We start from the raw sequence: 17,632 nt of genomic DNA on the forward strand, positions 1-17,632 counted from the left end.
TTTATCCATGAACTTGTTCAACCTGCGTCGCCCGGTCCCCAGCCTTGATGATCTGATCCTCGATGCGAAAACTCCGACACTGCGAGACGACCTTTCCAGCGACTGCCTGATGCCCGGCGTGACGCGTCCGCCTCAGGTGTTTGTACGCGGTCAGGGTTCCTGGCTATGGGACAGCGAAGACCGCACCTATCTCGACTTCAGCCAGGGCGGCGGCGCCAACAGCCTGGGTCACAGCCCACAGGTAGTGACCAAGGCGCTTGCCGATCAGGCCCAATCGCTGATCAACCCCGGCAACGGCCTTTACAACCGCGTTCAACTGAACCTCGCCGATCGCCTGTGCCAACGCACCGGCAGCGACCAGGTCTACCTGCTCAACAGTGGCGCCGAAGCCTGTGAAGCGGCCATCAAGCTGGCGCGCAAATGGGGCCAGCTGCACCGTGGCGGCGCCTATCGCATCATCACCGCGAGCAACGGTTGCCATGGCCGCAGCTTTGCGGCGATGTCGGCATCGGCCGCTGCCAGTGAAAACCGTTTTGAGCCGCAACTGCCGGGATTCAGTCATGTGCCTTTCAACGACCTGCCCGCATTACATGCAGCCGTCGACGCACAGACCGTGGCAATCATGCTGGAACCGATCCAGAACGATGCGGGTGTCATCCCTGCGACCGAGCACTATCTCAAGGGTGTCGAACGCCTGTGCCGCGAGCTGGGCATCCTGTTGATCCTCGACGAAGTGCAAACCGGCACTGGCCGTTGCGGCACGTTGCTCGCCGAACAGCACTACGGCGTACGTGCCGACATCATCTGCCTGGGCAAGGGCTTGGGTGGTGGTGTGCCACTGGCGGCGTTGCTCGCGCGGGGCAAGGCGTGTTGTTTTGAAATCGGTGAGCTGGAAGGCACCCACCATGGCAACGCGCTGATGGCTTCCGCTGGTATAGCGGTGCTCGATACTGTACTGAGCCACGGATTTCTGGAGCACGTTTGCGAGGTTGGCGCTTATCTGAGCGAAGGGCTTGCCCGCCTGGCTCATCGTTATGGCCAGGGCGAACTGCGTGGCCAAGGCCTGCTGTGGGGACTGACCCTGTCGGAAGATTCGGCAGATGCAGTGGTAAAGGCCGCGCTGAGCGAAGGACTGATCCTGAGCGCGCCGCAACCTGACTGTCTGCGCTTCACTCCGGCGCTCACATTGAGCAAAAGCAACGTCGACGAAATGCTCCTGCGCCTGGCGCGAGCGTTCTCCCGGGTGCGCACCGCACAGTTGCAATGCCGCAAGGGCATTGCCGTTTAACCCCCTTATTTCCTGAACCGTCTCGCGGTATACGCGGCGCCTCCAGCCTGATTCTTTTGGCTGGGGGCGTTTTTTTGTCTGCGTAATTTTTGGATTGAAAAGGGTGCTTGAGCATCATTGGGAAAAATGGCCCTTTAGTGGGCGTCGGCAAGGACTGCCGATAGGGCGTGAAGTTTTTTATGCCCTATTTCTAATCTATACCACTGAGTGGTATGTTTTTGGGAAGGGATGCCTATGAGGCTCAGGCTGTTCAAAACGCGGAATTTTGCCAACGCAGCCAGCAAGGCTTGGATATGTGATTCGGAATTGAGGGAAGCATTCAGCGAGATGCTTGGCGGCCAAGCCGACAATTTGGGCGGTGGTGTTTGGAAGAAACGTCTGAATCAGAACCGACATCGTTCAATTGTCTTGGCCAAGGGCAGGCATTACTGGGTATATCAATTGCTATACGCCAAGCAGAACCAAAGCAATATCACTCAAAGCGAGCTGGTTTGGTTTCGGTCGCTGGCTAAGACCTATGAAGGTTTCAGCGAAGCACAGATTCAGCAGATGCTGGATCTCAGGGAGTTTGTGGAGATACATCATGACCAAGAAATATAAAAGTGAGGCGTTTGAGTCCATTCATCAATCCGCCGAAGCGCTTTATGCAATTGGCGCTATTAACAAAACCACCCTTCGTGAGTTCGACGAGGCATGCCTTGCGGATATTCCGGCGCAAATCCCGGCCGAGCAAATCAAACAACTACGCGAGCGCAGTCACGTCAGCCAACCTGTATTTGCCCGTTACTTGAACACCAGCGCCTCCACGGTGAAGCAATGGGAGTCTGGTGAGAAGCGGCCCAGCGGCATGGCGCTCAAGCTGTTGAGCATCGTGCAGAAGCATGGTTTGGAAATCCTGGCCTGAGGATGGCCCCGTGCCAGATCCCACTGAACCCTTACCAACGGCCAAGGTCGATTAGCTTGTACGGCTCACACGAGCCGATTTTCTGGAGCTGACCCCATGGATATCATTCGCATCATCATCGCCATTCTGCTGCCGCCACTGGGTGTGTTCCTGCAAGTGGGTTTCGCTGGCGCGTTCTGGCTGAATATTCTGCTGACCTTGTGCGGTTATATCCCGGGTATCGTGCACGCGGTGTACATCATCGCCAAACGCTAAAATGACCTCAGCCTTTCGCGATAAGCCGTGAGTTTCGCTCGTTGCGAAAGGCCAGTTGCTCGATGGTCTGGGTGGCGTGCTCCGCTTCTTCACGGGCCTGAAGGATCAGCCCGTGGTGCTCCGATTTGCTGCACACCGGGTCGGCATTGCTGGCATCCCCGGTCAGCATGAACGCCTGGCAGCGGCAGCCGCCGAAGTCCTTTTCCTTCTCGTCGCATGAACGGCACGGCTCGGGCATCCAGTCGTAGCCGCGAAAGCGGTTGAAGCCGAACGAGTCGTACCAGATGTGTTGCATGCTGTGGTCGCGCACGTTGGGAAATTGCACCGGCATTTGTCGGGCTCCGTGGCACGGCAGGGCAGTACCGTCCGGCGTTACCGTCAGAAAGATGCTGCCCCAGCCATTCATGCAGGCTTTCGGGCGTTCCTCGTAGTAATCCGGCGTGACAAATATCAGCTTGCACGGGTGGCCTTCGGCTTCGAGCTTGGCGCGGTATTCGTTGGTGATGCGTTCGGCGCGCACCAGCTGTTCCTGGGTCGGCAACAGGCCGACCCGATTGAGCTGGGCCCAGCCGTAGAACTGGCAGGTGGCAAGCTCGACAAAGTCCGCTTCCAAGGCAATGCACAGCTCGATGATGCGGTCGATCTTGTCGATATTGTGCCGATGGGTGACGAAGTTCAGCACCATCGGGTAGCCGTGGGCTTTCACTGCCCGGGCCATTTCGAGTTTTTGCGCGAAGGCTTTTTTCGAGCCGGCCAGCAGGTTGTTCACTTGCTCGTCGCTGGCCTGGAAGCTGATCTGGATATGGTCCAGGCCCGCCTTCTTGAAGTCGCTGATTTTCTGCTCGGTAAGGCCGATGCCTGAGGTGATCAGGTTGGTGTAGAAACCCAACTTGCGCGCCTCGGCGATCAGTTCGGCGAGGTCCTGGCGCACCAGCGGTTCGCCGCCGGAAAACCCCAGTTGCGCAGCGCCCATTTCCCGGGCTTCGCGAAACACCTTGATCCACTGTTCGGTGCTCAGCTCCTTGCCCTGCTCGGCGAAATCCAGCGGATTGGAGCAGTACGGGCATTGCAGCGGGCAGCGATAGGTCAGCTCGGCCAGCAACCAGAGTGGCAGGCCGATCTCCGGTTTCGGTGGCAGGTCAGGCAAGTTCGATCCAGTGCTGAGCACGGGCAACCTCCATGAATTGCTCGATGTCTTCACCGAGCTCGGGCACGCCAGGGAATTGCTTGTCCAGCTCGGCAATGATCGCGCTTACATCGCGTTCGCCATCGATCAAACCACCGATCAACGCGGCGCTGTCGTTGAGCTTGATCATGCCCTCCGGGTACAGCAGCACGTGGCCTTTCTGCGCCGGTTCGTACTGGAAGCGATAGCCCTGGCGCCAGGTTGGTTTTTTGCTGCGATCGAAGCTCATAGGGTGATCCCCTTATGCCACACACGCTGATCAGTCACGCTGTGATACGGCGGGCGTTTCAGTTCGTAAGCCATGCTCATGGCATCGAGCATGCTCCAAAGAATGTCCAGTTTGAACTGGAGAATTTCCAGCATGCGCTCCTGGCCTTCGCGGGTGGTGTAGTGCTGCAAGGTAATCGCCAAGCCGTGCTCCACATCCCGGCGAGCCTGGCCCAGGCGGGTACGGAAATACTCGTAGCCGGCCGGGTCGATCCACGGGTAATGCTGGGGCCAGCTGTCGAGGCGCGACTGGTGGATCTGCGGGGCGAACAATTCGGTCAGGGAACTGCTGGCAGCTTCCTGCCAGCTGGCGCGACGGGCGAAGTTGACGTAGGCGTCTACCGCAAATCGTACGCCGGGCAGTACCAATTCCTGGGAGCGCAGTTGATCCGGGTCCAGGCCGACGGCCTGGCCCAGGCGCAGCCAGGCTTCAATGCCGCCGTCTTCGCCGGGGGCGCCGTCGTGATCCAGCAGGCGCTGGATCCACTCACGACGAACCTCCCGGTCCGGACAGTTGGCCAGGATCGCGGCGTCCTTGAGGGGAATGTTCACCTGATAATAAAAGCGGTTGGCGACCCAGCCCTGGATCTGCTCGCGGGTGGCGCGGCCTTCATACATCGCCACATGATACGGGTGATGGATATGGTAGAAGGCGCCCTTGGCCCGCAGGGCCTGTTCAAACTCGGCAGTGGTCAGCGGTGTGTCAGTCATTTGGCTCGCTCCTACAATTCAATGCTCATGCCGTCGTACGCCACTTCCACATTGCGTCGCAGCAGCTCGGCTCGCTCGGGCGAGTCCTCGTCCAAGATCGGGTTGGTGTTGTTGATGTGGATAAGCACCTTGCGCTGCTTGGGCAACTGCTCCAGCACCTCCAGCATGCCGCCGGGGCCGTTTTGCGCCAGGTGGCCCATCTCGCGACCGGTGCGGGTGCCAACGCCACGGCGCTGCATTTCGTCGTCATCCCACATCGTGCCGTCCACCAGCAGGCAATCGCTGCCGGCCATGATCTCCAGCAACGGTCCGTCGACCTTGCCCAGGCCCGGCGCATAGAACAGTTTGCCGCCGGTGCGCAGGTCTTCGACGATCAGGCCGATGTTGTCGCCCGGGTGTGGGTCGAATCGGTGAGGCGAGTAGGGCGGCGCCGCGCTGCGCAGGGGCAGCGGTGTGAAACGCAGGTTGGGGCAGGCGGGAATGGTGAAGCTGGCATCCAGCTCGACGCGGTTCCACGCCAGGCCGCCGTTCCAGTGGGTCAGCATGGTGAACAGCGGGAAGCCGGTGCTCAGGTCCTCATGGACCATGTCGGTGCACCACACCTGGTGCGGGCAGCCTTCGCGCAGGCTGAGCAGGCCGGTGGTGTGGTCGATCTGGCTGTCCATCAGGATGATCGCGCTGATGCCGGTGTCCCGCAGGGCGCGGCCGGGTTGCATCGGGGCGAACCCTTGAAGCTGGGCACGGATGTCGGGTGAGGCGTTGCACAGCACCCAGTTCACGCCGTCATCGGAAATCGCGATGGACGACTGGGTACGCGCTTCGGCCCGCAAGCTACCGTCGCGAAAACCTGCGCAGTTCACGCAGTTGCAGTTCCATTGCGGGAAACCACCGCCCGCGGCGGAACCTAGAATCTGGACAAACATGGCCGCTCCACTACAGATAACTCAAAAATAAAAACGCCCCGGGCGAGCCGAGGCGTTGCATTGCGATACAAAGCCAATCAGCGGCTGGCAAAGTACATGGTGACTTCAAAGCCGATACGCAGATCAGTGTAAGCAGGTTTGGACCAGGTCATGTTCTTACTCCTACGGATGGATGGGACGTTTACTACCAAGTAATACATATAGTCCACCTCCAAGCGGAGATGTTCAGAGGTGTGCATGTGAATGTTACGTACTTCTTGTGAAGATAGCGCTGTCCTGTGGGAAAAAGCTTTTTACCGAAGCGGCAATGATCAGCCAGATCGTTGCCAGGAGCCGGCGGCACAAGCGCCATTAGCCACACAACGCCATCCGCCTGCAGCAGCATTGAGTTGCTGTGCCGCTTTCATTAAATCCTCGCGGGAGCGGGTCTGGATGAAATCTTGCAGCTGCTGGATGTAATCCGACGGGTGGCCTGCCAAGTGCGCGTGCCAGAGCAATTCAGCGGCTTGGGAAGTGGGCAGGGCGTCGAGGGAAAATTGCCGGGCCAGATCGTCCGGCAGTTCGCTGGCGTTGATCAGCGCGGGCAGTTGCTTCAGGAACGCCTGCAGGTGATCAAGTATTTGCGCAAGAGACGCGCTTGGGGATTGCACCCCAAACAGCAGGCCGGTTTGCCCGTTGTACTGTCGGATGCCGCTGAACACCGCGTAGCCCAATTGAAGCTCAACACGCAGTTGCTGGTAGAACGGCGCTTGCACCAGATGCGCGAGTAAACGCCAGCATGCCTCGTCGGCCAGGGACTGGGTCGGTGTAGGACAGAACAGCAGCAGCGCGCTGTCGCTGGAATCGGTGCTCACTTCATGCCACACCTGCTGGCCGCTGATTGATGGAAGCTTGCTGATAGCCGCTTCCGGTTGCCCCGGCAGTTTCCCCGCTGCGCTTTTTATCGCCATCTCGCAGGCGGCTGGCAGTCTGACGGCAAGCCCTTGCCAGCGGGCGGTCGACCACCGATCTTGGCCAGCCGTCTGTTCTGCAGATGGGATGCCGGCGCAATAGCCGGGCAATGCCTTGAGCAACTGCCGAATCGCCATGGTCTGTGCAGCGGCGGGGTGCGTCACGGTCGTTTCATTCAGCTGGGTCAGACCGCGTGCCACTTCCTCTAATATCGCGGGCATGGGTTCGTGCAGCCCGACCATCTTCAACTGCCAGAAACCGCCAATTGTCTCCAACGACAGCTGGACGCCAGCCTGGCTGGCGTTCTCACGCAACCGTGGGAAAAGCTCTTCATCCAGCGGCGAATCCAGATGCCAGCGCAGGTACAGGGCGCCTTCATCCGTGTCGCCTGGCAGTGCCTGGCTGAAGGTCAACGCCGAAAGGTCCTTTCGGCCACGGGAGCGATCCTGGGCGAACGTGCGCAGGCCGCGATGGGCGCTGGTCTGGCCGCGAATCAGTCCCGGGCGCTCTTCCCTGGCGGTCGGGCGCAGGAACGGGTTGGGGGGCGGCAGTTGCCAGGCGTGCCGGGACGGTGGCAATTGCAGCGAGTCCAACAGGACTTTAAGGGACGCGGCGCCATGTGCTGAGAGGACGGGCTCGTGATTCTGTCGGACCAAAGCCAAGGCACCGCTGACCTCTAGTTTGCGAGCGAGCAGCAGCGCGTACTCTTCCCGCAGCAGGGTCCAGTCGCTGTGTGCGAAAAAGCTTAGCCAGTCTTGCAGCAGCTCTTCGATCAGCGTCGTCTGCGGGGCACCATGAGTGTCCAGAGTGAACTTGATATCCAATACAGCCTGGCCGGCGAACTGATACAGGACAGTTGCGTTAATGGCACTGACCAGCTGTTGCGTCTGCAACTCGGCGAGCAATCCGCCTGGCGCCGAAGCGTTCAGCCACAGACAGAGGAAGTCCAACGCATCTGGGGATGCCTCGCTCACCACGACCTGATGCCAGTGATGCTCATTGGTGTGTCGATAAGTACGTTGATTGCCGGCCAGCAACGCCGGCGCAGGCTTCTGTGGCAGCAGCGGTGCAGTCTTCAATGCAGCGCCAAACTGTTGCGCCAATACCTCTAACTCCGCCAGCGACTGAGGGCCCGCAAGACTCAAGGTCATCTGCCCGGTCTGATAGAAACCTTCATAAAAATCCCGCAACGCCTGCTGAAAATCCTCACGCTCTACCGGCAAGCTATCCCGATTGCCCGCATGAAACGCCCGCAACGGATGATCCGCCGCAACACCCTCCAGCAACGCCTGTTGCTGTTGCGCCGCAGCATCTTGTGACCAGGCGATAAACTCCGCGTGTAGCACTTCACGCTCGCGCAGTTGGTCTTCGATGGCCAGGCGCGGACGGCCGAGCATATCCCCCAAGCGCTCCAACGCTGCTTCAAATGCCGAAACAGGCACCTCAAAGAAAAAGTCGGTAGTGCGTTCGCGAGTGCTGGCATTGACCTGCCCGCCCTGACGCTGCACGTAGGCCATCAGCCCTTCATTTGCAGGAAAACGCTCGGTGCCCAGGAACAGCAAATGCTCAAGAAAATGCGCCAGTCCCGGCCAGGCCAAGGGCACATCGTGACTGCCCGCCGCAATGCGCAAGGCCGCCGCGCAACGCTTCAAACGCGGCGCATGACGCAAGGAAACCCGCAGGCCGTTGGCCAGGGTCAATTGAAGGTAATGAGGGTGGGCCGGCGCAGGCATGGGCACTTCCGAAACGTAGGAAGTGCCTATGCTAGCGCAAACCTGCCGGATCAGTGCTTGTGCAACGCACCATAAAGCTCGGGGCGACGGTCTAGCAGGTAGCGATTGGCCGCGCGTGAGTCGATCATCAACTGCCGATCCAGAGTGCCGACAATCAACGCCTCATCGAGACCCGCCTGGGCAATCCGCTGGCCATCCGGCGCGGCGATGCTGCTTTGCCCGCAATACTGGATCTCGCCTTCCTGCCCGCAGTAATTGGCGTAGGCCACATAACACTGGTTTTCAAACGCCCGTGCCCGCACGGTCACATCGGCGACGAAATCGAAGGGCACCATATTGGCCGTCGGTACCAGGATCAACTCCGCCCCGGCCAGCGCCAGGCGACGTGTGTTCTCCGGAAACTCCAGGTCATAGCAAATCAGGAAACCCAGCTTCCACCCGTTCAATTCCACCAGCGGGAAATCATCGTCGCCGGCGCTGAACATCGAGTTGTCGAGATCGCCAAACAGGTGCGTCTTGCGGTAGTTGCACAGGCGCTGGCCGTTGGCGTCGATCAACTGCACGGCGTTGTAGATCTGCCCGTCTGTACCGCGTTCCGGATAGCCATAGAGGATCGCCACGCCCGAGTTTTTCGCCAGTGCGGCGATGGATTGGGCAGCGGGGCCGTCCTGGGTTTCAGCCAAGGCGCCGACCGCTTCCACGCCGATGTTATAGCCGGTGAGAAACATCTCCGGCAGTACCAGCAGGTCAGCGTCGGTGGCCTCTTGCGCCAACTGATGCAGGCGCTTGAGATTGCCGGCCACGTCCAGCGGCAAAGGCGGGCATTGATACAGGGCGACACGCATGGGCAACTCCTTATTCGGGCAGAGCGATTGGTCCGATCTCGTCGAACACATCGCCCGGGCCCGGGTTCTGCGGGTGAGTGCTGCCACCGAAGTGAGTCATGATGCCCCACACCGCATTCAGCGAGGTTTGCACGGCGCCTTCAACCCACGCCGGTGTCCACGATACGTCGTCACCGGCGATGAAAATACCGCGTTGCTCCGCCGGCATGTCCTTCTGCATGAAGTGCGCGTACATCCGTTGGTTGTAGCGATAGTGGCCCGGCAGTGCGCCCTTGAAAGCTCCGAGGAAATGCGGGTCGGCTTCCCACGATACAGTGATCGGATCGCCGATGATCCGCGCGGCGATGTCGACTTTCGGGTAGATCTTTTTCAACGCGTCGAGGGCCAGTTTCACCCGCTTCTCGATGGGCTGCGGGAGCATTTTCAGGGCGTCGCTCATCCAGGAATAGGACAGGCAAATCACCCCAGGCTTGTCATCGCCGTTGTCGAACAGATAGGTCCCACGGGTCAGGCGATCCGTCAGCGTCATGCTCATCAAGTCACGGCCTGTCTCTGGATCCTTGTCCTTCCAGAATGGTCGGTCGACCATCACGAAGGTTTTCGACGACTGCATATAGCGGGTGCGGTCGAGGGCCATCCACATCTTTTGCGAGAACAGGGTTTCGTCGCACTCGATCTGGGTGGTCAGCAGCCAGCTCTGGCAGGTGGTCAGCACGGCGGCGTATTCACGGGTGTCGCCATAGTTGTCGGTGACCGCGAAACGGCCGTCCGGCGCGTGAGCAATGCGCTTGACGCCGGCCCGCGGCGCGCCGTTGTGCAGGGAGCTGAGGCTGGTGCCTTCCGGCCAGTGGGCGCAACGCTCCGGCACATGGCGCCAGATACCCATAGGCACTTGGGCGACGCCGCCGACCACGAGATGCTGGTGATCGTCGCAGTTGGTCATCACCACGCGGAAGATTTCCAGCATCGAGTTGGGAAAGTCCGAGTCCCAGCCACCGGTACCGAAGCCGACCTGGCCGAACACTTCACGGTGATGGAAGGACAACTTGGCGAACGCTTTGGAGGTCGCTACGAAGTCGTAGAAGGTGCGGTCGTCCCACAACGGAACCAGCGTATTCCACAGCTCTTTCAGACGCGGTACGTCACGGTCGCGGATGGCTTGCTGGATATCGCTGAACTGCGAACCGGCCTCCAGGGCGTCGGCCCAGGCGTCAGCTACTTCCTGGAACAGTGCAGGAAGGTCGGCGAGTTTCTGTGCGTAGTGCGTCTGGCCTTCGAGGTCGATGACGGTGCTGCCCGATGCAGGTGTCAGCGGGTTGGGAAACGGTTTGGTCTCCAGCCCGAGCTTATCCACATAGTGGTAGAACGCAGTGGAGGACACTGGGAAGCGCATGCCACCCAGTTCCGCAATGATGCCTTCGGCGCCTTCAAACGCCTGGGAGCGCAGGCGGCCACCCATTTTCGAGGCTTCATACACCACGGGTTTCAGGCCGAGCTTCATCAGCTCATAGGCGGCCACCAGCCCGGCAATCCCCGCGCCGACGATCGCCACTTCGGCGCCGTGGTTGGCCGCCGGAATACTGCCCATGCCCGCCGGGTGTTCGATCCAGTCATCAAAGGCGAACGGGAAGTCCGGGCCAAAGATAGTGATCGGCTTTTTACCGGTGGCGGGGTGGCGGTTGGGCTTGCTGATGGTGCTGGAAGGAATGCTCATGGCTGACCTTGCTGGCGACTCGGCGGGGCGCGACCCGCTGAGTATAGGAAAAGATGGCAGCCATTCTAGGGAGCGTAGCGTTCGTTAATAAGACGCAATGTGTCGTCGAAATGAATTGTTTTTAGTCAGAGTGACGAAAGTGTTGATCAGATTGGTTGGCCACGATCCAGTTTGTTACTGAGGATGATCGAGGTGGTGGTCTTCTCCACACCGTCGACGCTGCCGATCTGGTCCAGCAGTTGATCAAGCTGTTCCGGCGAATCGGTACGCAGCCAGGCCACGTAATCGAACTCGCCACTGACTGCACACAGTTGCTGAACCTGCGCCATGGCGCTGATCCGGCGCAGCACTTCCTTGCCGGAGCGCGGTTGCACGGTAATCCCCACGTAGGCCTGCAAGCCGCCATTTACCACGCGCTGGCTCAGTCGCACGCCGTAGCCGGTAATCACTTGGGTTTTTTCCAGGCGCGCGAGGCGCGAGGTGACGGTGGTGCGGGCGATGCCCAACTGCCGGGCGAGCATGGCCACACTTTCGCGGGCGTTGATCTGCAAGGCGGCAATCAACTGGCGATCGATTTCATCGAGGACGGGAGGGTGAGAGGCGGGCAAGGTGTTCTCCGGCGCGGGCATCAATGGGCGAGCATGTTACAGGCTCGGTCCCCTTGATGCTCGCGGCGGCGTTTGGCTCAGTTGCGCAAGAACTGCTGGTAGTTTTCCGGGGTGACCAGTTGCGTAGGAATCCATACATCGCCTTGCAGGGCGGCATGCTTGATCAGCATCAGCGCGGCGTCCACTGAGCCGGCGCCGATGGCCACCGGGTCGCGGAAAACGGTCACTGCCAGTTGGCCCTTTTTCAGCGCCTGCAAACCATCCGGCGTACCGTCGATGCCGCCCACCAGAATGTCCTGGCGCCCGGTCTGGCGCAGGGCCATGGCGGCGCCGATGCCCATCTCGTCATTGTTGGAGGCCACGGCGTTGATGGTCTGGCCCTTGGTCAGCCAATCATTCATCAGGTCCATGCCTTTTTCCCGCTGCCAGTCGCCGGACTGTTCTTCGACGACTTTGATCCCGGGGTATTTGGCCAGTACATCCTTGACCCCGTTCGTGCGCTTGCCGGTATCACTGTGGGCGAGGCGGCCGAGGATGATCGCCAGGTTGCCTTTGCCCCCCATTTTCTCGGCCAGGTACTCCATCTGCATCCGGCCGATGGCGCGCTCGTCGGTGCCGACGAAGACGACGCCGGGTGGGAAGGTTTCGACCTCGGGACGGCTATTCATGTACACCAGCGGGATACCGGCGGCGTTGGCTTTTTCGGTGATTTTTCGGGTGGCGGCGGTGTCGGCCGGGTTGACGATGATCGCGTCGACTTTCTGGCTGATAAAGCTTTCCACCTGGTTCAACTGGCGCACCACGTCACTGGCGGAATCTTCCACCTGCAACTTGACTCCATCAGGCGAGGCCTTGGCGCGGTCCTGCATGGCCTGCACCAGGTAGGACACGTAGTTATCGAATTGTCCGACGGATACCCCTATGCGCAATTCAGCGTGGGCGGCGGTGGACAGCAGCAGGGCACAGGCACAGCCAAGCAGGCGCTTCATGGGAGATTCCTTCTTATTGTTTTTGGCGCGAAAAAGATTCTGAAGTAGACACTATTGGAAATAAAATTCCACTTCAAGTGAGCCCCGGAGTTTATTTTCGCCGATGATCGAACACATTAATTTGTGCCGGATTGTTAAAAGTAACTGTTTGGTACATTATTTCCAGTTGGGTATACAGGAAGGACGTTTGCGCGATGAATAACTTTGGGGCTGCCACCGGCAGCAGATGGTTGCTGGTTGGGCTGGGCCTGCTGATCGCCTTGATCGGCCTGGGTTTGGCAGGCGGTGGCGGTTACCTCGTAGCGCTGGGCGGCAGTTGGTATTTCCTGCTGATGGGCCTGGCGATGCTGGTCTCCGGCGTACTGATCGCCAAGCGCAGGCCTCAGGGCGCCTGGCTATACGCCGTGGCGTTGGTGCTGACCGCGTTCTGGGCGGTGTGGGACACCGGGCTGGAATACTGGCCGCTTGTTTCACGAGTACTGACCTTTGCCGTCATCGGCCTGGTGGTCGCGCTGATTTATCCACAGCTCGCCCGCGCCTCGGGATCGACACCCGGGCGCGGCGCCTATGGTGTCGCCGGGCTGCTGGGCCTTGGCGTGGTCGCCACCCTGGCGTACATGTTTGTACCGACCCATGTGGTCAAGGCCAGCAGCGAGCCTGCGGTGACGCCAGTAACGCCGGGCACCGAGCAAAAAGACTGGGCTCACTGGGGCAACACCACCGCCGGCAATCGTTTTGCCGCGCTGGACCAGATCAACAAAGGCAACATCGACAAGTTGCAGGTGGCGTGGACCTTCCACACCGGTGACATCCCCGAGAGCAATGGCGCCGGCGCCGAAGACCAGAACACCCCGCTGCAGATCGGTGACAGCGTTTACGTGTGCACCGCCTACGGCAAAGTCTTCTCCCTGGACGCCGACACCGGCGCCCAACGCTGGAAATTCGACCCCCAGGGCAGCGGCCCCAACTGGCAGCGCTGCCGTGGCCTGGGTTATTTCGACAGCAGCGCCAGCGAGCAACCCGCCAGCGCTAAAGCCTGTGTGAAACGTCTGTTTCTGCCGACCGGCGATGCCCGGTTGATTGCGCTAAACGCTGAAACCGGCGCGCCCTGCGACGACTTCGGCGACCACGGCACCGTCGACCTGAAGACCGACATGGGCGAAGTGAAGCCCGGTTATTACCAGCAAACCTCGACGCCACTGGTGGCGGGCAATGTGGTGATCGTTGGCGGACGCGTGGCGGATAACTTCTCCACCGGCGAACCGCCAGGCGTGGTGCGCGCCTTCGACGTGCACAGCGGCGAACTGGTGTGGGCCTGGGACCCGGGTAACCCGAACACCACCAAACGCCCGCCTGCGGGCGAGACCTACACCCGTGGCACGCCGAACGTGTGGTCGGCCATGTCCTACGACGCCAAGCTCGGCCTGGTCTACCTGCCTACCGGTAACGCCACCCCGGATTTCTTCGCCGGTGAACGTACCGCCTATGACGACAAGTGGAGTTCTTCCATCGTCGCCCTCGACGTGAAGACCGGTCAGGTGCGCTGGCACTTCCAGACCACTCACCACGACCTGTGGGACTTTGACCTGCCGGCGCAACCGCTGCTCTACGACATCCCGGACGGCAACGGCGGCGTACAGCCGGCACTGGCTCAAGTCACCAAGCAAGGTGAAATCTTCCTGCTCAACCGCGAAACCGGCGTACCCATCGCCCGGGTCGAAGAGCGTCCGGTGCCCCAGGGCAATGTGCCCGGCGAGCGTTATTCGCCGACCCAGCCGTTCTCGGTGGACATGCCTTCCATCGGCAATCAGCAGCTGACCGAATCCGACATGTGGGGCGCCACGCCGTTTGACCAACTGATGTGCCGCATCCAGTTCAAGGGCATGCGTCACCAGGGCGTCTATACGCCGCCAGGCCTCGACCGCGCGCTGCAATTCCCGGGTTCGCTTGGGGGTATGAACTGGGGCAGCGTATCGGTGGACCCGAACACCCACTACATGTTCGTTAACGACATGCGCCTGGGTTTGGCCAACTACATGATTCCGCGCGACAAGATCGCCGCCGGTGCCAGTGGCATCGAAATGGGCGTAGTGCCGCAAGACGGTACGCCGTTCGGCGCCATGCGCGAGCGCTTCCTCTCGGCGGCGGGCATTCCGTGTCAGAAACCGCCGTTTGGCACCATGTCGGCCATCGATCTGAAAACCCACAAGCTGATGTGGCAAGTGCCGGTGGGCACGGTTGAAGACACCGGCCCGCTGGGTATCCGCATGCACATGCCGATTCCGATTGGCATGCCGACTCTTGGCGCGTCTCTGGCCACGCAGTCTGGCTTGCTGTTTTTCGCCGGCACCCAGGACTTCTACCTGCGCGCCTTCGATACCGGCAACGGTAACGAGATCTGGAAGTCCCGGCTGCCCGTCGGTAGCCAGTCTGGGCCGATGACCTACGTCTCGCCCAAGACGGGAACGCAGTACATCGTGCTCACCGCCGGCGGCGCGCGACAGTCGCCGGACCGTGGGGACTATGTGATTGCCTACGCGTTGCCCAAGAAATAGGGCCTGAAAAAGCCGCACGGATGTGCGGCTTTTTTTTGCGTCTTAGGTCACGTCAGCCAGCAGGCATCGGGCAAAGAGTTGCGGCACGGGAAGGTTGCGCTGGCTGTAGCGGCTGAGCAGGATGATTTCACGGTGAAAGGTCAGCTTGCCCAGCGGGATAACACGGACCTGTGGGGATCGGTCCAGCCACAGACCAGCGTGAGGAACCAGTGACACCCCCAGGCCGCATTCGACCATTTTGACCAGGGCCTCGATCTCGTCCAGTTCCAGCGCCACTTGCACATCCAGCCGCTGCTCCCGCAGAAAACGGCTGACCAGCCGCCCGCCAAACGAAGCGCGGTCGTAGCGCACGTGGGGATGAGCTTCGAGCAGTTGCAACGGGTCATCACCCCCGACCGCCTGGGGCACGATCAACACAAACGGCTCCTTGCGCAGTACCTGTACGTGCAACTCCTTGGGCAAATCAAAGGGCGGGCGAATGATGATCGCCGAGTCCAGCTCGCCTGCGTCCACCTGGCTGAGCAACTCCAGGGAAACCCCCGGTACCAACTTGCACTCCACCGTCGGCGCTGCCTGGCGCAAACGCACCAGTGCCTGAGGCAGCAGGCCGGTCTGGGCGGTGGTGATGGCGCCGACTTTCAGCTCGCCACGGTATTCGTTGGCATCCACCGGCACGGCCATGCGGTTGAACGTCTCGAGAATCTCCCTGGCCAGCGGCAGCGCGCGGATGCCCGCCGCATTCAATGTGGCCTGGCGCCCGGTTCGGTCGAACAGCTGCACGCCGAGCACCTGCTCCAACTGGCGGATCTGCGCGCTGACCGCCGACTGCGTCAGCCCGATATGCATGCCCGCCGCGGCGAACGTGCCATGGCGGGTGACGGCGATAAAGGTTTTCAGTTCCCGCAGCATGGGCGTCTCGATTGATCAAAATAATTTGAGCTCGATGCGAAAACTATCGTCTTTCCATCGATGACGGCAAGGCTAGACTCGGAAGGACTTAATACCCATAGAGGTTAGACCTGATGGCACTGGCTCCTTTTCACCTGGCGATTCCGGTATTTGACTTGGCGGCTGCGCGGCAGTTTTACGGTGAGGTGTTTGGGTTGGAGGAGGGGCGGGCCAGTGATCACTGGGTCGATTTTGACTTCTTCGGCCATCAACTGGTCATCCATGAACATCCGAAAACCGCTTCTCAAGAAGCGGCGCATACCAATGCGGTAGACGGTCACGACGTGCCGGTGCCGCATTTTGGTGTAGTGCTGAGTTGGGATGATTGGCATGCGTTGGCGGAGCGTTTGCAGGCGCGGAATACCCAGTTTGTGTTGGAACCGCATATTCGTTTCAAAGGCCAGGTGGGTGAGCAGGCGACGTTGTTTCTGTTTGATCCTTGCGGCAACGCGTTGGAGTTCAAGGCGTTCAAGGATATTGGGCAGTTGTTTGCCAAGTGAGGGCGCTTTGATGAATGGCCTCGATGCAGCGGGCATCGCCGAGGCGGTGGGCTCTGGTGCAATTACGCCTGCTTTGGTTGCTGAACACTTTCTTGGGCTGATCGGTGTCGACGAGCCAGATATCCAGGCGTTTGCATCCTTCGATGCTGAGGTCGTGAGAAATCAAGCTCGTGGGCTCTGCGCCGGTCTGCTCGCCGGCGTGCCCGTGGGGGTCAAGGACATCTTTGATACGGCTGACCATCCAACGGAATTCTATTCGCCGATTTACCAGGGCAATCGTCCATCGCGAGATGCCCATGTGGTAACGCTATTGCGCCAGGCGGGCGCGATCATCATGGGCAAGACCCACACCACTGAATTTGCCTACATGCACACGGGGCCGACGCGTAATCCGCTCGATCTGGCTCGCACGCCGGGTAGCTCCAGTGCGGGTTCTGCGGCGGGGATGGCGGCCGGATTTTTCCCGTTGGCGTTGGGTACCCAGACGGCGGGGTCGTTGCTCAAGCCTGCGGCTTATTGCGGGTTGTTTGCCTTCAAACCGTCGTTTGGACTGGTCTCGCTGGAAGGCGTGAAACCCCTGGCGCCGAGCTTCGATACGGTGGGTTGGTATGGGCGCTCGGTGCGTGATCTTGAGCGGGTGGCGCAGGTGTTGATTCCGGGGTTTCCGGCTGTTGGGGTCGGTTGTCGGCCTTTGCGGCTTGGTTTCTGCCGTACCTCTCGCTGGTCTGACGTGCAGCCGTTAGTAGCCCAGGCGATTGAGCAAGCGGTAGCCAAGTTGGGGCCTCTTGTCAGTGAAGTCGTGTTGCCCGAGGCATTCGACGGAGTATTCGATGATCACCAGCTGATCAACGATTGCGAAGGTGCCCGCTCATTGGCCAAGGAGTTTCAGTCTTATCCCGAATTGCTCAGTGATTCGATGTTGGCCATGATCGAGCGTGCCAAGGCTACCAGCTGGGAACAGGAGTCGGCTGCCAAGGCGCGCCTGGCACAACTGGCCCCGCAGTTGGCGCAAATCTGCCAGCCGTTTGATGCGATGTTGAGTGTTTCCTGCGGGATGTTGGCGCCGGTGGGGTTGGAGACCACGGGCCCGTCGGACTTCATCAAGTTCTGGGGCGCTTTTGGTTTGCCGCAGGTGAATGTGCCGGTGCCACGTGGGGAAGGGGAGCTGCCGGTGGGGTTGCAGGTGATTGGGGCGTTTAGAGGGGATGCGCCGTTGCTAGGTACGGCGCAAGTCATTGTTGATGCGCTGGCGTGA

The 17,632-nt window shown here is 60.4% G+C and carries 18 protein-coding genes; 7 read left to right on the plus strand and 11 right to left on the minus strand.

Translation table 11 applies throughout. From position 1 onward, the window contains the following. Positions 1-7: 7 nt before the first annotated feature. The 4 genes from BLU46_RS18955 (at position 8) to BLU46_RS18970 (ending at position 2,447) form a co-directional block, all read left to right on the plus strand. Positions 8-1,288, plus strand: a complete 1,281-nt coding sequence (locus tag BLU46_RS18955; protein ID WP_093204373.1) for an aspartate aminotransferase family protein — start codon at positions 8-10, stop codon at positions 1,286-1,288. Positions 1,289-1,522: 234 nt separating this feature from the next. Next, positions 1,523-1,888 carry a type II toxin-antitoxin system RelE/ParE family toxin gene (locus BLU46_RS18960; RefSeq protein ID WP_093204378.1) on the plus strand — a complete coding sequence of 122 codons (366 nt, stop codon included), beginning with the start codon at positions 1,523-1,525 and terminating at the stop codon, positions 1,886-1,888. Further along, positions 1,872-2,192, plus strand: coding sequence for a helix-turn-helix domain-containing protein (locus BLU46_RS18965; RefSeq protein WP_063026725.1), 321 nt, complete (start codon positions 1,872-1,874; stop codon positions 2,190-2,192). The genes BLU46_RS18960 and BLU46_RS18965 overlap by 17 nt, the downstream gene beginning before the upstream one ends. Positions 2,193-2,288: 96 nt before the next feature. Continuing rightward, the gene (locus BLU46_RS18970; protein WP_003211049.1) at positions 2,289-2,447 is read left to right on the plus strand and encodes a YqaE/Pmp3 family membrane protein; all 159 of its coding nucleotides are present in this window, start codon (positions 2,289-2,291) and stop codon (positions 2,445-2,447) included. A gap of 7 nt (positions 2,448-2,454) precedes the next feature. On the opposite strand, the gene pqqE is transcribed toward BLU46_RS18970, so the two are convergent. From pqqE to BLU46_RS19020, 10 genes are all read right to left on the minus strand, one after another. Then, complete coding sequence (gene pqqE / locus BLU46_RS18975) at positions 2,455-3,594, minus strand: pyrroloquinoline quinone biosynthesis protein PqqE (RefSeq protein ID WP_172834599.1); 1,140 nt, start codon at positions 3,592-3,594, stop codon at positions 2,455-2,457. Continuing rightward, positions 3,587-3,862, minus strand: coding sequence for a pyrroloquinoline quinone biosynthesis peptide chaperone PqqD (gene pqqD, locus BLU46_RS18980; protein WP_003211043.1), 276 nt, complete (start codon positions 3,860-3,862; stop codon positions 3,587-3,589). The genes pqqE and pqqD overlap by 8 nt, the downstream gene beginning before the upstream one ends. After that, positions 3,859-4,611, minus strand: coding sequence for a pyrroloquinoline-quinone synthase PqqC (gene pqqC, locus BLU46_RS18985; RefSeq protein WP_093204382.1), 753 nt, complete (start codon positions 4,609-4,611; stop codon positions 3,859-3,861). The genes pqqD and pqqC overlap by 4 nt, the downstream gene beginning before the upstream one ends. Before the next feature lie 11 nt (positions 4,612-4,622). Continuing rightward, the gene (gene pqqB, locus BLU46_RS18990; protein WP_093204386.1) at positions 4,623-5,534 is read right to left on the minus strand and encodes a pyrroloquinoline quinone biosynthesis protein PqqB; all 912 of its coding nucleotides are present in this window, start codon (positions 5,532-5,534) and stop codon (positions 4,623-4,625) included. 77 nt (positions 5,535-5,611) lie between these two features. Beyond that, positions 5,612-5,686, minus strand: a complete 75-nt coding sequence (gene pqqA, locus BLU46_RS18995) for a pyrroloquinoline quinone precursor peptide PqqA (RefSeq protein ID WP_003194766.1) — start codon at positions 5,684-5,686, stop codon at positions 5,612-5,614. Positions 5,687-5,845: 159 nt separating this feature from the next. Beyond that, a complete protein-coding gene (pqqF, locus tag BLU46_RS19000; RefSeq protein ID WP_093204390.1) occupies positions 5,846-8,218 on the minus strand; it encodes a pyrroloquinoline quinone biosynthesis protein PqqF in 2,373 nt (790 codons plus the stop codon). A gap of 50 nt (positions 8,219-8,268) precedes the next feature. Next, complete coding sequence (locus BLU46_RS19005) at positions 8,269-9,063, minus strand: carbon-nitrogen hydrolase family protein (RefSeq protein WP_093204395.1); 795 nt, start codon at positions 9,061-9,063, stop codon at positions 8,269-8,271. 10 nt (positions 9,064-9,073) lie between these two features. After that, on the minus strand, positions 9,074-10,756 hold the full coding sequence (locus BLU46_RS19010; RefSeq protein ID WP_093210171.1) for a flavin monoamine oxidase family protein: 1,683 nt from the start codon (positions 10,754-10,756) through the stop codon (positions 9,074-9,076). Between the two features lie 167 nt (positions 10,757-10,923). Beyond that, positions 10,924-11,406: an Lrp/AsnC family transcriptional regulator gene (locus BLU46_RS19015; protein WP_063026735.1), complete on the minus strand. Its 483-nt coding sequence runs from the start codon at positions 11,404-11,406 to the stop codon at positions 10,924-10,926. 56 nt (positions 11,407-11,462) lie between these two features. Further along, positions 11,463-12,374, minus strand: coding sequence for a sugar ABC transporter substrate-binding protein (locus tag BLU46_RS19020; RefSeq protein ID WP_093204399.1), 912 nt, complete (start codon positions 12,372-12,374; stop codon positions 11,463-11,465). A gap of 194 nt (positions 12,375-12,568) precedes the next feature. Between BLU46_RS19020 and BLU46_RS19025 the strand changes: the two genes are divergently transcribed. After that, positions 12,569-14,929 carry a glucose/quinate/shikimate family membrane-bound PQQ-dependent dehydrogenase gene (locus BLU46_RS19025; RefSeq protein WP_093204403.1) on the plus strand — a complete coding sequence of 787 codons (2,361 nt, stop codon included), beginning with the start codon at positions 12,569-12,571 and terminating at the stop codon, positions 14,927-14,929. Positions 14,930-14,971: 42 nt separating this feature from the next. On the opposite strand, the gene BLU46_RS19030 is transcribed toward BLU46_RS19025, so the two are convergent. Further along, positions 14,972-15,838 (minus strand): LysR substrate-binding domain-containing protein, encoded by an 867-nt coding sequence (locus tag BLU46_RS19030; RefSeq protein WP_093204406.1) that lies wholly within the window; start codon positions 15,836-15,838, stop codon positions 14,972-14,974. 113 nt (positions 15,839-15,951) lie between these two features. Here BLU46_RS19030 and BLU46_RS19035 point away from each other — a divergent pair, with 113 nt between their 5' ends. Together BLU46_RS19035 and BLU46_RS19040 are read left to right on the plus strand one after the other, a co-directional pair. Beyond that, positions 15,952-16,377: a VOC family protein gene (locus BLU46_RS19035; RefSeq protein ID WP_003211024.1), complete on the plus strand. Its 426-nt coding sequence runs from the start codon at positions 15,952-15,954 to the stop codon at positions 16,375-16,377. A gap of 10 nt (positions 16,378-16,387) precedes the next feature. Then, complete coding sequence (locus tag BLU46_RS19040) at positions 16,388-17,632, plus strand: amidase (protein WP_093204410.1); 1,245 nt, start codon at positions 16,388-16,390, stop codon at positions 17,630-17,632.

The organism is Pseudomonas yamanorum, from assembly GCF_900105735.1.
In the GTDB taxonomy this organism is placed as follows: domain Bacteria; phylum Pseudomonadota; class Gammaproteobacteria; order Pseudomonadales; family Pseudomonadaceae; genus Aquipseudomonas; species Aquipseudomonas yamanorum.